The organism is Sinomonas soli (assembly GCF_054782415.1).
On record NZ_BAAGSN010000001.1, the window covers coordinates 23,513 to 37,838 of the forward strand.

The following is a 14,326-nucleotide window of genomic DNA, read 5'->3' on the forward strand; positions in this document are numbered from 1 at the left end:
AGGAGACTTCCATGACGCGCATCGCCAACGACCCCGCGGACTTCGCCGACGAGGCCCTCGCCGGCTTCTGCGACGTGCACGCGGACCTCGTCCGCCAGGTGCCCGGTGGGGCGGTCCGCCGGCGCCGCCCCGCCCAGCCCAAGGTCGCCGTCCTCGTGGGCGGCGGCTCAGGGCACTACCCCGCCTTCGCCGGGCTGATCGGCGCTGGCTTCGCCGACGGTGCCGTGGTGGGCAACATCTTCACCTCGCCCTCCACCCAGCAGGCCTGCACGGTGGCCCGCGCGGCCGATTCCGGCGCCGGCGTCGTCTTCACCTTCGGCAACTACGCCGGGGACGTGATGAACTTCGGCCTCGCCTCCGAGCGCCTCGCCGCGGAGGGGATCCGGGCCGAGAACGTGCTCGTGACGGACGACGTCGCCTCCGCGCCGGCCGCCGAGGCCGAGCGCCGCCGCGGAATCGCCGGGGACTTCGTGGTCTTCAAGGCCATGGGCGCAGCCGCCGAGGCCGGATACGACCTCGACGAGGTGGTGCGGATCGGCCGCAGGGCCAACGAGCGCACCCGCACCCTCGGCACCGCCTTCTCGGGGTGCACCTTCCCGGGCGCCGACGCTCCGCTGTTCAGCCTCCCCGGGGGGCACATGGGCCTCGGGCTCGGGATCCACGGCGAGCCCGGGCTGCGGGACGTCCCGCTGGCCTCGGCCGCCGAGCTCGGCCGCATGGTCGTGGAGGGCGTCCTGGCCGAGGCACCCGCGGATGCCGAGGAGGTTGGGGCCGGCGGCGCTGGGGCGCGCATCGCCGTGATCCTCAACGGGCTCGGCTCGACCAAGCACGAGGAGCTCTTCGTGCTGTGGGGCACCGTCGCGCCGCTCCTGCGCGAGGCGGGCTACGAGATCGTGGCGCCCGAGGTCGGCGAGCTCGTCACGAGCCTGGACATGGCCGGCGTCTCGCTGACCGTGACGTGGCTCGACGACGAACTCGAGGAGCTCTGGCTCGCCCCCGCCGAGACCCCGGCCTTCCGCCGCGGGTCCGTCGCCGCCGCCTCCGCGGTGGAGTCCGCGGACGACGCCGGCGGGCCGGCCGCCGCTGCCGAGGCACCGCCGTCGTCCGAGGCCTCGCGCGAGTATGCCGGGGCGGTCGTCGCGGCCCTCGAGTCCGCCTCCGCCCGGCTCGCCGAGCTCGAGGCCAAGCTGGGCGCGATGGACGCGGTCGCGGGCGACGGCGACCACGGGCGCGGCATGGTCCGCGGCATCGGCGCCGCCGTGGCCGCGGCCCGGGAGGCCCTGGCCGGCGGCCGTGGGGCCGGATCAGTCCTCGCCGCGGGCGGAGACGCGTGGGCCGACCGCGCCGGCGGGACCTCCGGGGTCCTGTGGGGCGCGGGCCTGCGCGCGTGGGGCGAGGCCCTCGGAGACCTCGAGGCGCCGGACGCCGCTGGGGTCACCGCCGGGATCTCGGCCTTCGCCGCGCGCATCGCCGCGCTCGGCGGCGCCCAGCCCGGCGACAAGACGCTCGTCGACGCCCTGGCGCCGTTCGAGGAGGAGCTGCGCGGCGCCGTCGTGCGGGGGGACAGCCTCGCCGCGGCGTGGGAGCGCGCGTGCCGGGCGGCCGAGTACGCCGCCGCGGCGACCGCTGCCCTGACCCCGCGCAAGGGCCGCGCGCGTCCCCTCGCCGAGAAGAGCGTGGGCACCCCGGATCCCGGCGCGACGTCCCTGGCCGCGGTGTTCGCCGCGCTCGGGCCGGCCATCATTTCAGCAGCCCCTCAGGAGGTGACCGCATGAGCGGCCAGACCACGGAACCCGCCGCAGGCGGCCTGCGCATCGTCATCGGCTCGGACGAGGCCGGGGTGGACTACAAGGAAGCCCTCCTCAAGGACCTCGAGGCCGACGGCCGGGTGGCAGAGGTGATCGACATCGGCGTGCACCGGGCGGCCGAGGACTTCACCCGCCCCTACCCCTACGTGGGGCTCGCGGCCGGGCAGCTGATCAGCGAGGGCACGGCGGACCGGGCGCTGCTGTTCTGCGGGACCGGCCTCGGCGTGGCCATCGCCGCGAACAAGGTCCCCGGGATCCGGGCCGCCACGGCGCACGACTCCTTCTCGGTGGAGCGCTCGATCCTGTCCAACGACTGCCAGGTCCTCACGATGGGCCAGCGCGTGGTGGGACTCGAGCTCGCCCGCCGCCTCGCGAGGGAGTGGATCGGGTACACGTTCGACCCGGGCTCCGCCTCGGCCGCCAAGGTCCAGGTGCTCAGCGACTACGAGGGCCGCTGACGGCAGCGGGGCGGCGGGGGTCTGCGGCGTACTCGGACCAACCGCCCGCGTAGAGGCGACCGCGGCCCATGCCCGCGTGCTCGAGGGCCAGCAGGTTGTGGCACGCGGTGATGCCGGAGCCGCAGTAGGACACGACTGCCTCGCCGTCCTCGACGCCGGCCGCCGTGAACGCTTCCCGGATCTCGTCGACGGGGCGCAGCCGCCCGGCGGGGGTGAGGTTGCCACGGCAGGGGACGTTCAGAGCGCCGGGAATGTGCCCGGCCTGGGGATCGGTGGGCAGCTGGAGGCTGCCGTCGAAGCGGTCGCGGTTGCGGGCATCCACGACGGTGCCCCTCCCGGCCACCACGTCGTCGAGCTGGGCGAGCTGGGCCTGAGGCCACGGGCACGGCGTGAAGGCCGCCGGGACGGGCTCAACGGGCTCCGTCTCAAGCGGCCCCGTCCAGGCGGCGAGGCCGCCGTCGAGCAGGGCCGCAGGGCAGCCGAGGGCGCGCAGCATCCACACGAGCCGGGCGGCGATCACTCCCCCAGCATCGTCGTAGGCCACGACCGTCGTGTCGTCGCTGATCCCCAGAGAGGACATCCCCCGTGCGAACACCTCGGGGTCGGGAAGGGGATTCAGCCCCCGCGACCCTGACTCTCCCGACAACCAGGCGTCGAGGTCCACGAACACCGCGCCGGGAAGATGCCCGGCCTCGTAGGCCGCGCGGCCAGATGCGCCATCGAGGTACCACCGGGCGTCGGCGACGACAAGGCCGCTCCTGTGCGCACTCAGCCACGCCGCGTCGACGAAGGGTGGCAGATCCTGGGCTGTGGGGCCGTCGCTCATACTGCCCACGGTAGCCCCGAGGTCCACATTGCGATCAGGCCATCTCAGGGTGTGGACTGGCGGTCTGGCCGCGGCCGCCCGGAGCACCGGCACAGCGCGCGCCGGGAGTGACGGATCCTAGTCCTCCTGGCCGTGGAAGGGCGGGTCGTCGCTCGCGTCGCTGTTCAGGTCGGCGTCGGGGACATCGAAGCCCGCCATCGCCTTGTCGACGTCCGAGTTGTCGCGCGGCACGCTGTCCTTCTGGGCCCGGATGCCCTGCGCCTGCTCGCGGATGAGCTGCTCCTCCTCGCTGAAGCGGATGTCATTCGCCTGGTCGCCGGAGTCGCGGGGCTCGAGGTCCGGGTTGCCGGTCTTGTAGTCGTTCTCGTTGAGGTTGGCGGTCCGGTCGATGTCTGGGTTCTCAGTCATGCCGCACCTGTACCCCGCGGCGGAGGAGGCCAATCGGGCCTGCGTCAGCCGCGCGCACGCGGGTAGGACTGACCTTGTCCCCGCCCCGCGGCCAAGGAGAACACGATGAATCTGTTGGACGACGCCGTCAGCCGGCTCGAGCGCCTGGAATTCCTCGACCGGGTGGCCGAGCCCGTGCGGAAGGCGGCCCACGCGCTGGTCCGCCCCCGCGCGGTCCGCAACGCGCTCAGCGGCATCCCGACCGGCCACCCGCTGCACGCGGTCCTCACCGACGTGCCGATCGGGGCCTGGAGCATGGCGGCCCTGCTCGATGTGAAGGGGGCGCTCGGCGGGGACAGCGGCCGCGGCTCCGATGCCGCGGCCGACCTCCTCGTCGCCGCCGGGCTCGCAGCGGCCGTGCCCACCGCCGCTGCCGGCCTGAACGACTGGTCGGACACCTACGGGCCCACCGAGCGGGTAGGCCTGGTCCACGCGGCGGCGAACACCGCCGCGCTCGGGCTCTACGCCGCCTCCCTCGCCGCCCGCCGCGCGGGACGCCGCCCCGCCGGCCGCGCCCTCGCCCTCGCAGGCCTCGGGGTGCTGACGGTGGGCGGGTACCTCGGCGGCCACCTCACCTACTCCAAGGGAGTCAAGGTCAGCCACACCGCGTACCACGAGGGCCCCCTCGACTGGGAGGACCTCCTCGACGAGGCCGAGCTCGAGGGAACCGCCCCGACGGTGGTCCAGCTCGGCGACATCCCCCTGCTCGTGACGCGCGACGGCGGCCGGATCGTCGCGCTCGACAACGTCTGCACCCACGCGGGCGGCCCCCTGAACGAGGGAACCATCGAGGGCGGCTGCGTCACGTGCCCGTGGCACGGGAGCCAGTTCCGCCTCGCCGACGGTGCCCCGGTCCTCGGCCCCGCGAGCGCGCCGCAGCCGAGCTACGAGACCCGCGTCCGGGACGGGCGCATCCAGGTCCGCGCCAAGAGGTAGCGCCTCGCGGCGCTCAGCCGGTCTTGCGGGTGCGCCGCTTCGGCGGCGCCTTCTCCTCCTGCGGTGACCCCTCGGCGTCGTCCGCCTTCTTGGTGCGGCTGCGGGTGCCGGCGGAGGACTTGGCGCCCGAGGGCTCCTTCGCGCCGCCAGCGGCCTTGCGGCGGCTCTCGACGCTGCGGCGCAGGGCCTCCATGAGGTCCAGGACCTCGGCGCCCTCGCCCTCCTCGGCCGGGGCGCCGAACGTCTCCTCGGTGTCCACCGCGTCCCCCTTGGCGAGCTTGGCCTCGACCAGCTGGGTCAGCTGGGTCTGGTACTCGTCGGTGAACTGCTCGGGCTCGAAGTCGGAGGAGAGGCTCTCCACGAGGGAGGAGGACATCTTCAGCTCCTTGTCCGAGATCTTCACCTCGGTGTCCTCGAGGATGGGGAACGCCGCCTCCCGCACCTCGTCCGGCCACAGGAGCGCCTGCAGGACCATGACGTCCCCGCGCACCCGCAGCGCCCCCAGCCGGGACTTCTGCCGCAGCGCGAACTTCACCACCGCGGTCAGCTCGGTCTGCTCGAGCGTGCGCCGCAGCAGCTGGTACGGCTTCACGCCGACCTTCTCCGGCTCGAGGTAGTAGCTCTTCTCGAAGTACATGGGGTCGATCTGCTCGTCCGGGACGAACTCGACCACCTCGATCTCCCGGCTGCGCTCCACGGGCAGGGACTTCAGGTCCTCGTCGGTGAGGACCACCGTGCGGCCGCCCTCCTCGTAGGCCTTGTCGATGTCCGCGTACTCGACGACCTCCCCGCACACCTCGCAGCGGCGCTGGTAGCGGATGCGGCCGCGGTCCTTGTCGTGGACCTGGTGCAGCCTGAGGTCGTGGTCCTCGGTGGCGCTGTACACCTTCACGGGCACGCTGACCAGGCCGAAGCTGATGGCGCCCTTCCAGATAGACCGCATGAGCCCAGTGAACCGCACATTCCACACGATGGATAGGTCCTCGGCCCGCGCGCGGCGCCCGGAACGGGCCCTTGTCCCCTTGGCGGCCGGACCCGCGGCGCAGCACCGTGGGAGGAGCCGGCGCCTGCCGCCGCCCGCCCAAGGAGGAGCCGTGAACGTCCTCATCGCCTATGCGAGCAAGCACGGGGCCACGAAGGGGATCGCCGAGCGCATCGGCTCGACGCTCACCGCCGAGGGGTTCCCCGTCACCGTCAGACCGGTCGAGGAGGTCGACGACGTGACGCACTTCGACGCCGTCGTCCTCGGCAGCGCCGCCTACGCCCTCCACTGGATGCATGCGGCGACCGCGTTCGCGAAGCGGCACCACCGGGACCTGGCCGACCGGCCCGTCTGGCTCTTCGCGAGCGGCCCCCTCGGCGAGGAGAAGGAGGACACGGAGGGCCGCGACGTCCGGGAGAAGACCGAGCCGCGCGAGTTCGAGAAGTTCGCCGACGAACTCAATGTCAGGGGCGACCACGTGTTCTTCGGGAAGTGGGACCCCGGGTCCGAGCCCGTGGGCCTCATGGAGAAGATCATGGAGCATCTGCCCGGGCATCCCCGCGAGTCGCTGCCCGCCGGCGACTTCCGCGACTGGGACGAGGTCGAGGCCTGGGCGCACGGGATCGCCGAGGAGCTGCGGGCCGGGTAGGTCTGGGCCGGCGCCGGAGGCTGGGGCCGGCGCCGCTTGGGGCGCGGCGTCGCTCGGGGGCGCGGCGTCGCTCCCAGACGGGAGGAGGCGAGGGATGCAGGAGCGCCTTCCGATGCGGCACGGGTTAGGGCCCGCTGCGGCGGCCTCCCTGATAGCCTCTGCGGCCGTCGTGATGTCCTCGGCACTCGGGCTTGCGGCCGGACCGGGCAGGTATGTCCAGTCGCAGTCGGTCCTGGTCTCCCAGGGCGCGGACGCGGCGAATCTGGTCGCCGTGCTGCTCGTTGTGGTTGCCGTCTGGCTGGCACTGCGTGGCTCGCTGACCGCGCTGCTGCTGTGGCCCGGCGCCCTGTTCTACCTCGCCTACGCCTGCGTCCCGTACCTCATCGGTGCGCCGTTCACGCCGCTTCTCTTTGCCGATGTTGCGGTCTTCCTCGCCGCTGCCTACGGCTTGGCATCACTGGCGACCGGGATCGACGGGACGGCCCTGCGCGAGCACTTCGATGCGGCGCCGGCCAGGGCAGTAGGGGCGATCCTGGCGGTGATCGGCGTGCTGGCCTATGCAGGGCTCTTCTCAACCGCATTCGGCGCCTTCGGAGGCGAGACCGAGGCGGCCTGGCGCGGGCACTGGGCCGCCGACTGGGTCCTGGGCACCCCAGTGCTGCTCATGGGCGGGGTCCTGCTGTGGGCGAGGCGCTCCTTCGGCTACACGGCGGCCCCCGGGCTGCTGCTGGTCTCCGCACTCGGCGGAGTGGTCTTCGCAGTCGCGGCCGTCGTCGACAACCTCTTCGGGGGCATCCGGACGGGCCTCTCGGTCGTCGTCGTCCACCTGGTCATCAGCGCCGCCTGCCTGGCGGTTCTGACGTGGTTCCTCACCGCACCCCACCGCGCAGCCGCAAGAATCCGGAAGCCCCCCGCGGGCCAGGGAACGCGCGCGTCGGGAACGGCCTGAGCGGTCACGTGGGGCGAGGTGCCGCCGTGCGCCGATGGCCGACGGCGGTTCGACCGGCGCCCGGACGGGTAGGTCCACGGGGACATCTTCCCCCGGACCGGGGCGCATGGGAGGTTAGCCGCATGGCAGCGCAGCGCGAGACCGTCGAGATCGAGGGCCGCAGGCTCAGCCTGTCCAACCTGGACAAGGTCATGTACCCCGAGTCCGGGACCACCAAGGGCGACGTCATCGAGTACTACCGGATGGTCGGCCCCGTCATGATCCCGGCGGTCCGGGACCGGCCCGCCACCCGGAAGCGGTGGGTCCACGGCGTGGGCACCGCGGACGAGCCGGGCGAGGTGTTCTTCCAGAAGAACCTGGACGAACGGTCCACGCCCGAGTGGGTCCGCCGGGTCACGCTCCACCACCGCCGCTCGACCAACACCTACCCCCTCGTCAATGACCTGCCCACCCTCATCTGGCTCGCCCAGATCGCGGCGCTCGAGATCCACGTGCCGCAGTGGCGCGCCGTCGAAGAGGACACCATGATCAACCCGGACCGGCTCGTGATCGACCTCGACCCCGGCCCCGGCGCCGGGCTGCCCGAGTGCGTCGAGGTCGCGCGCCTGGTCAAGCCGATCTTCGACGACCTGGGGCTCGTCTCGGTGCCCGTCACGTCCGGGTCCAAGGGCATCCACCTCTATGCGAAGCTCGACGGCAGCCAGGAGTGGGAGGCCGTCTCCGCCGTGGCCCGCGAGCTCGCGAAGTCCCTCGAGGCGGACCACCCGGACCTCGTGGTCGCCGACCAGAAGAAGACGCTGCGCGGCGGCCGGGTGCTCGTGGACTGGAGCCAGAACAGCGGGCAGAAGACCACGATCGCCCCCTACTCGCTGCGCGGCCGAGTCCAGCCCATGGTTGCCGCCCCGCGGACCTGGGAGGAGATCGACTCCCCCGATCTGGCCCACGTGCGCTACAGCGAGATGGCCGGGCGCCTCGAGACGTACGGGGACCTGTTCGCGCCGCTGCACCCGGTCGCCCTGGCCGGGGAGCACGACGCCGGCCGCTCGTCCCGCCCGCGGTCCCGCGCCTCGGCCGCGGCGCGCTCGGGCTCCCCCTCCACCGGCGAGGACGACGACGGCGGCCGCCGACCGCCGTCGTCCGCCGACCGGCTCACCGAGTACCGAGCCAAGCGGCATGCCGCGAAGACCCCCGAGCCCGTCCCGCTCGAGGCGCCCACGCCCGGCGCCGGGGACGCCTTCGTGATCCACGAGCACCACGCGCGGCGGCTGCACTGGGACCTGCGGCTCGAGCACGAGGGGGTGCTGGCCTCGTTCGCGATCCCCAAGGGCATCCCGACCAGCACCGGGAAGAACCACCTCGCCGTGCACACCGAGGACCACCCGCTCGAGTACCTCACGTTCTCCGGCAGCATCCCGCAGGGCGAGTACGGCGCCGGGGAGATGTACGTCTGGGACACCGGCACGTACGAGGTCGAGAAGTGGCGCGAGGACGAGATCATCGTCATCCTGCACGGGCGCGAGGGCGCCGGCCTCGAGGCGGTGGCCGAGGGGCTGGGGCAGGCGGCCGACGGCTCGGCCGAGGGCCGCTCAGCACCCGAGGGCGTCCGGCTCGCGCTCATCCGCACCGAGAAGGGGTCTGCCGGGAAGGAGAACTGGCTCGCGCACCTCATGAAGGACCAAGCCAAGGGGCACTGGCGGCGCGGCACCCACGCCGAGGTCGGGGCACCCGACGCCGAGGGCGGGGCGCCGGCGACGTCCGACGCCGAGGGCGGGGCGCCGGCGACGTCCGGCCCGCCACCATCGCCGATGCTCGCCCAGTCCGGCACCGCCGGGCTCGTGCGGGAGGGCGACTGGGCGTTCGAGATGAAGTGGGATGGGATCCGCGCGATCGTGGACACCCGCGCCGGCGCCACCCGGCTGATCAGCCGCAACGGGATCGACCAGACGCTCACGTACCCCGAGCTCGCCGACCTCGCGGAGCTCGGGCCCGCCGTGCTCGACGGCGAGATCATCGCCCAGGCCCCGGGCGGCCGCCCGGACTTCGGGCTCCTGCAGCAGCGGATGAACCTCAGCCGGCCGGCCGACGTCGAGCGCGCCCGGCGCGCGGTGCCCGTGCGGATCGTGCTGTTCGACCTGCTCGAGTACGAGGGGCGCGACCTCATCGGCCTGCCGTTCCGCGAGCGACGGGCGGCCCTCGAGCTCCTCGCCGAGGGCGGGCTGCCTGCGAGCGCCCAGCTCTCCCCCGTCTTCAAGGGCAGCATCGACGATGTCCTCGAGGCCTCCGCGGAGCACGGGCTCGAAGGCGTCATCGCCAAGCGCCCCTCGGCCCGCTACGAGGCCGGCCGGCGCTCCGGGGCCTGGGTGAAGATCAAGCACGAGAGGACCCAGGAGGTCGTGGTGGCGGGCTGGCGGGAGGGCAAGGGAGGCCGCGCGGGGACTGTCGGCTCGCTCCTGCTCGGCATCCCGGACGACGACGGAGTGCTGCGGTACGCGGGCCGGGTCGGCTCGGGCTTCACGGACCGCATGCTCGCCGAGGTCTCCTCCCGGCTGCGCCCCCTCGAGCGCAAGACCCCGCCGCTGGTGGACGTGCCCCCGGAGGACACCCGCGACGCGCACTGGGTCACGCCCAAGCTCGTGGCCGAGGTCCGGTACGGGGAGCGCACGAGCGGCGGCCGGCTCCGGCACCCGGTGTGGCGGGGCTGGCGGCCGGACAAGGCCGCTGCGGACGTGGTGCTGGAAGGCTGACCCGCCCCTTGAGGAGTCACTTCCGCACCAAAGCGAACGTAGGTGACTCCGCAACCGGGCGTAGGTGGCTCCAACCTTGTTCAGGAGGACAACTCCCGGAGCGGAGCCCTCTGGCCTTGATGCGGCCGGCCCGCATTACGAGCGGGCCGAGACCTCCACGTCGGATTCTTGGGAAAACACGAACGCCCGCGTGTTGAGGCCGTCGGCTGCGAGCCAGAAGCCGCTCCCGTCGGGCATCACGGCATCTACACTGCCGCTCCGACGCACTGTCCCGCGCCGTCGGACTTCCACAACCTGTCCGACCTCAGGAGTCCAGTTCGTCTTGCCCGCATGCTTGTGTTCAGTTTCTTTCATCGGGTTCTTCCTGTGGCTGAGGCTGGTACGCACGGTGCGAGGAGCGGCACGGGTTGGTGGATCGAGAGCGTTCAGTGCCTTGCGGCATCCTGCCTTCGGGTCTCGCCCTCGTCGAGGGCAGGCCCCTTGTCGACTCCCTGCAAGCCATGGCGCCGGATGGAGACGACCACAGCGAATGTCGACATCACAGAGATGGCGGCGATGAGTGCCAGGAGGGCGGCCGGGCCCCAGGAGAGGTTGTTCGAGAGGGCGAGCACGGCGGTGGCGATGAGGGGGGTGAAGCCGGCGATGATGCCGGCGACGTTCGCGGAGAGGGCCATCGAGCTGTAGAGGACCTTCGAGGGGAAGTAGTCGCGGAACATGGCCCCGATCGGGGCGTACGGGATGGTTCCGAGGCCGAAGGCGAGGATCATCGCGAGCATGATCAGGCCTGGGTCCCTCGTGTCAACGAGCCAGAAGATCGGGAAGGCAAGGACGAGGGTCACGATGTAGCCCCATAGCACGGTCCGCGCCGCCCCGATACGGTCCGCGATTCTGCCGGAGATGATGAGCACAATGCCCTGGGCGACGGCGCCGAAGATCGTGGCGTTGAGGATGACCGTGGCGGGAAGCTTCAGCACGAGGGTGACGTAGCTGATCATGAAGGTCGTGATGATGCCGAACCCGGCCGTCGAGTACAGGTACGCGCCGACGCCGATGAGGAGCTTGAGGGGGTTCTTCGTGAAGACCTCGAGCAGGGGCGCCTTCGCGGTCTCCCCGGCGGCCTCCAGGGCCTTGAACTCGTAGGTCTCGGGCAGGTACCAGCGGATCCAGAGGGCCACGAGCACGAGGATGAACGAGACCAGGAACGGCAGGCGCCAGCCCCAGTCCATGAACTCCTGCTTGGGCAGGAGGGCCACGAGGGCCACGGCGCCCGAGCTGAGCAGGGTGCCGGCCGGGGAGCCGAGCTGGACGACCGCCGCGTACAGCCCTCGCTTGGCCACCGGGGCGTTCTCGACGGCCATCGCAGTGGCGCCGCCCCATTCGCCGCCGGCCGCAAGGCCCTGGACGAGGCGGATGAGCACGAGGAGCACCGGGGCCACGATGCCTGCTGTGTGGAAGGTGGGCAGTACCCCGATCAGGGTCGTGGCCGCTCCCATGATCATGACCGTGACGATGAGGGCGCCCTTGCGGCCGAGCTTGTCGCCGTAGTGGCCGAAGACCATCGCGCCGACGGGGCGGGCGATGAAGCCCAGCCCGAGGGCGGCGAAGGAGCCCATCTGGGAGGCGACCGGGTCCGTCGCGGGGAAGAACAGCGGCCCGAAGACGATCGCGGCCGTGGTGCCGAAGAGGAAGAAGTCGTACCACTCGAGGGCGGTGCCGACGAAGGCTCCGACGACGGACCTGCGCGCGTTCTTCAGGCGGAGGTGAGCGCTGTCGGCTGAATCGGTGCTCATGGTGTTTTCAGGACTTTCTGGAAGGGCTCATTCACGAGTGTGAGGGAGCGCACCCGATATCAACAAAGACTTTTTCGGCAGTGTTCGCATGCCTGTATGGCATTTGTGTCGGATTAGGCGGAGAGGTCTTTGCCCTTCGTCTCGGGCAGTCTGAAGGCCACGGCTGTCGATATGGCGAGCAGGACCATCACGTACACCGAGAACACCAAGGGCCCGAAGGCGGCATTCGCCCAGGGCTGCAGGTAGGGGGCCGTCCCACCGAAGACGGCGACCGCTACCGAGTACGGGATCGCGACGCCGACCGTGCGGATGCGGGTCGGGAAGAGCTCGGCCATCACGGCCGGGCTGCTGGCGAGGTTCGCGCCCATGAACACCAGGATGACCGTGGCTGGGAGGAACAGCGAGAGGAACGAGCTGCCGATCATGGCGTTGAGCGGGACGAAGAGGACCATGGGCACCCCGGTGCCGATCATGAGTGCGCTGCGGCGGCCGAACCGGTCCGAGAAGCGACCCCAGAAGGGCAGGGTTGCCACGAGCACCAGGTTCGAGGCGACCGAGGCCATGAGCGCGAGCGTGGGATCCATCTTGTGCACGACGACGGCCTGCTGGACGACCGCGACGCTCCAGACGTAGTAGCAGACGGTCGCGCCGACGGAGAGGCCGATGATCTGCAGGGCGCTGCGCCGGTGGGCGCGTATGGCGGGCCATGCTGGCTCGCGGCGCCCGGGAGCCTGGGTGAAGACCTCCGTCTCGGGCATCCGGGAGCGCGCGATCAAGGTGTAGAGGCCGAGGAGCGCGCCGACGAGGAACGGCAGCCGCCATCCCCAGGCGGCCATGTCCGCCTTTGGCAGGACCAGTCCGAGCACGACGCCGAGCAGGAGCCCGAGGCAGATGCCGAGGGTGCCCGAGAAGTAGATGAGTGACGCCCAGACGCCGCGGCGCTCCTTGGGCGCCGCTTCGGAGAGGTAAGTCTGCGCCGACGGGGCTTCCCCGCCGTGGGCGAGTCCCTGGATGAGGCGGGCGGCGAGGAGCACGACGGCGGCGAGGGCACCCGCCGCCTGGTAGGTCGGCACGACGGCGATGAGCAGCGAGCCGACGGAGGCTAGCGCCACCGTGAGCAGCATGGTCGTCTTGCGGCCCCTCCGATCGGCCAGGAGACCGAACAGCCAGCCGCCGACGGGACGCGCCACGAAGCCGACGGCGAAGATCGCCATGGCCCCGAGGAGAGCAGCGAGTGGGTCCTTGGGGCTGAAGACCTGAGGGGCGAAGAAGACCGCGAAGGAGGAGTAGATGCCCCAGTCGAACCATTCGAGGGCGTTGCCCAGGCCGGTGGCGAAGAGGGTGCGGCGCTGCTCCCTCGTGGCGCGGGGCGCTGGAGCGGTGAGGGCTGGTGTTGTCGTCATGGGCTCTTCCTGGAAAGGGAACGGGGTGGACGGGCAGGTGGAGCGGTCAGACGGCCCCGAGCCGGGCGAGCCGGTCCACCGCGAGCTGGGTGTAGACGGCGGTGCCGTCGGCGAGGACCGCATCGCTGAAGGCGGCGCGGGGAGAGTGGTTGAAGGGCGCGTCCCCGCGGGCTCCGTCTGGCGTGGCGTCCAGGCCGATGAAGGAACCGGGCACCGCGGCGAGGACGTCGGCGAAGTCTTCGGAGCCGCCGAGGGGCTTGGACATTCGGAAGTGGCGGTGGCCGCCAAGGATCTCGGTGATCGCCTCGGCCGCGAAGTCTGTCTCGAGCGGATCGGTCACGGTGACGCTGCCCCCCACGTGGTAGGTGACGTCCACGTCGAGGCCATGGGCAGAGGCGATGCCTTCGAGCAGTCGTGGAATCGCGGACTGGAGCCTCCGACGGGACTCCGCGGAGTACATGCGCAGGGATGCGCCGAACTCCGCGGTATCCGGGATGACGTTGATGGCCTCGCCGGCCCTGACCATGCCGACGCCGACGACGACGGGGTCGTGGGCGTCGAACTGCCGCGTCACCATTGCCTGCAGCGCCGTGATCATCTCGGCCATCACGGGCACCGGATCCTGGGCCAGATGGGGGGCAGAGCCGTGGCCGCCGCGGCCGAGGACCTTCACGAACAGCGCGTCCGCGGCGCTCATCATCACGCCGGGCTTGGTCTCGAAGCGGCCCGCATTCCCGCCGGCGCTGAAAACATGCATGCCGAAGGCCGCGTCGGCGCGGCGACCTGCTAGGTCGAGGATGCCCTCCCCGATCATCATCGGAGCCCCGGCGAGCAGTTCCTCGCCGGGCTGGAACATGAAGACGACGTCGCCCGCGAGCCGCTCGCGGCGCTCGGAAAGCAGGCGCGCCGCGCCGACGAGCATCGCGGTGTGCAGATCGTGGCCGCACGCGTGCATGCGGCCACGGATCCGCGAGGCGAAATCGAGCCCTGTCTCCTCTTGGACTGGGAGCGCGTCCATGTCCGCACGCAGGAGGACGACCGGGCGGCCCCCCTCGGCGAGGGCGGCGCCCGAGCGGGAGCCGGCGTCGTGCGGCGCACCACCGCGCAGGACCGCGCCGATGGAGCTCAGTCCCGTGCCGAGGGTGACTTCGAGAGGGAGGTCCGAGAGCGCCTCGAGGACCTTCTCCTGCGTGCGGGGCAGCTCGAGCCCGAGCTCGGGCTCGCGGTGCAGCGCGTGCCGCAGCCGGACGAGCTCGCCCTCAAGCTCGCGGGCGTCCTCGAGGATAGCAGTGGCAGACAAGGGCTTCTCCAGATCCCGGGCCCTTGTGTGGCCC

12 protein-coding genes are annotated in these 14,326 nt (G+C 71.9%); 6 read left to right on the forward strand and 6 right to left on the reverse strand.

Features of this window, described 5'->3' with window-relative positions:
• Window positions 1–11 precede the first annotated feature (11 nt).
• Together ACYVKZ_RS00125 and ACYVKZ_RS00130 are read left to right on the forward strand one after the other, a co-directional pair.
• Window positions 12–1,775, forward strand: a complete 1,764-nt coding sequence (locus tag ACYVKZ_RS00125; protein ID WP_460989938.1) for a dihydroxyacetone kinase family protein — start codon at window positions 12–14, stop codon at window positions 1,773–1,775.
• Entirely contained in the window at window positions 1,772–2,266 is a 495-nt protein-coding gene (locus tag ACYVKZ_RS00130; RefSeq protein WP_460989939.1) for a ribose-5-phosphate isomerase, read from the forward strand. The genes ACYVKZ_RS00125 and ACYVKZ_RS00130 overlap by 4 nt, the downstream gene beginning before the upstream one ends.
• On the opposite strand, the gene ACYVKZ_RS00135 is transcribed toward ACYVKZ_RS00130, so the two are convergent.
• Both ACYVKZ_RS00135 and ACYVKZ_RS00140 read right to left on the reverse strand, forming a co-directional pair.
• Window positions 2,244–3,092: a sulfurtransferase gene (locus tag ACYVKZ_RS00135; RefSeq protein WP_460989941.1), complete on the reverse strand. Its 849-nt coding sequence runs from the start codon at window positions 3,090–3,092 to the stop codon at window positions 2,244–2,246. The genes ACYVKZ_RS00130 and ACYVKZ_RS00135 overlap by 23 nt on opposite strands.
• Window positions 3,093–3,209: 117 nt before the next feature.
• Window positions 3,210–3,500, reverse strand: coding sequence for a hypothetical protein (locus ACYVKZ_RS00140; protein ID WP_460989943.1), 291 nt, complete (start codon window positions 3,498–3,500; stop codon window positions 3,210–3,212).
• A 105-nt stretch (window positions 3,501–3,605) separates the two neighbouring features.
• Between ACYVKZ_RS00140 and ACYVKZ_RS00145 the strand changes: the two genes are divergently transcribed.
• Window positions 3,606–4,475 (forward strand): Rieske (2Fe-2S) protein, encoded by an 870-nt coding sequence (locus ACYVKZ_RS00145; RefSeq protein ID WP_460989944.1) that lies wholly within the window; start codon window positions 3,606–3,608, stop codon window positions 4,473–4,475.
• A gap of 13 nt (window positions 4,476–4,488) precedes the next feature.
• Here the strand turns inward: ACYVKZ_RS00145 and ku are convergent, their stop codons facing one another.
• Window positions 4,489–5,418: a non-homologous end joining protein Ku gene (ku, locus tag ACYVKZ_RS00150; protein ID WP_460989945.1), complete on the reverse strand. Its 930-nt coding sequence runs from the start codon at window positions 5,416–5,418 to the stop codon at window positions 4,489–4,491.
• Between the two features lie 151 nt (window positions 5,419–5,569).
• On the opposite strand from ku, the gene ACYVKZ_RS00155 reads away from it, so the two are divergent.
• From ACYVKZ_RS00155 to ACYVKZ_RS00165, 3 genes are all read left to right on the forward strand, one after another.
• Window positions 5,570–6,106 carry a flavodoxin domain-containing protein gene (locus ACYVKZ_RS00155; protein WP_460989947.1) on the forward strand — a complete coding sequence of 179 codons (537 nt, stop codon included), beginning with the start codon at window positions 5,570–5,572 and terminating at the stop codon, window positions 6,104–6,106.
• Window positions 6,107–6,278: 172 nt separating this feature from the next.
• A complete protein-coding gene (locus ACYVKZ_RS00160) occupies window positions 6,279–7,055 on the forward strand; it encodes a hypothetical protein (RefSeq protein WP_460989948.1) in 777 nt (258 codons plus the stop codon).
• A 122-nt stretch (window positions 7,056–7,177) separates the two neighbouring features.
• Entirely contained in the window at window positions 7,178–9,799 is a 2,622-nt protein-coding gene (locus ACYVKZ_RS00165; RefSeq protein WP_460989949.1) for an ATP-dependent DNA ligase, read from the forward strand.
• Between the two features lie 425 nt (window positions 9,800–10,224).
• Here the strand turns inward: ACYVKZ_RS00165 and ACYVKZ_RS00170 are convergent, their stop codons facing one another.
• From ACYVKZ_RS00170 to ACYVKZ_RS00180, 3 genes are all read right to left on the reverse strand, one after another.
• On the reverse strand, window positions 10,225–11,589 hold the full coding sequence (locus ACYVKZ_RS00170) for an MFS transporter (protein WP_460989951.1): 1,365 nt from the start codon (window positions 11,587–11,589) through the stop codon (window positions 10,225–10,227).
• A 113-nt stretch (window positions 11,590–11,702) separates the two neighbouring features.
• On the reverse strand, window positions 11,703–12,992 hold the full coding sequence (locus tag ACYVKZ_RS00175) for an MFS transporter (RefSeq protein ID WP_460989953.1): 1,290 nt from the start codon (window positions 12,990–12,992) through the stop codon (window positions 11,703–11,705).
• A 46-nt stretch (window positions 12,993–13,038) separates the two neighbouring features.
• Window positions 13,039–14,292, reverse strand: coding sequence for a M20 metallopeptidase family protein (locus ACYVKZ_RS00180; protein ID WP_460989955.1), 1,254 nt, complete (start codon window positions 14,290–14,292; stop codon window positions 13,039–13,041).
• Window positions 14,293–14,326: the final 34 nt, after the last annotated feature.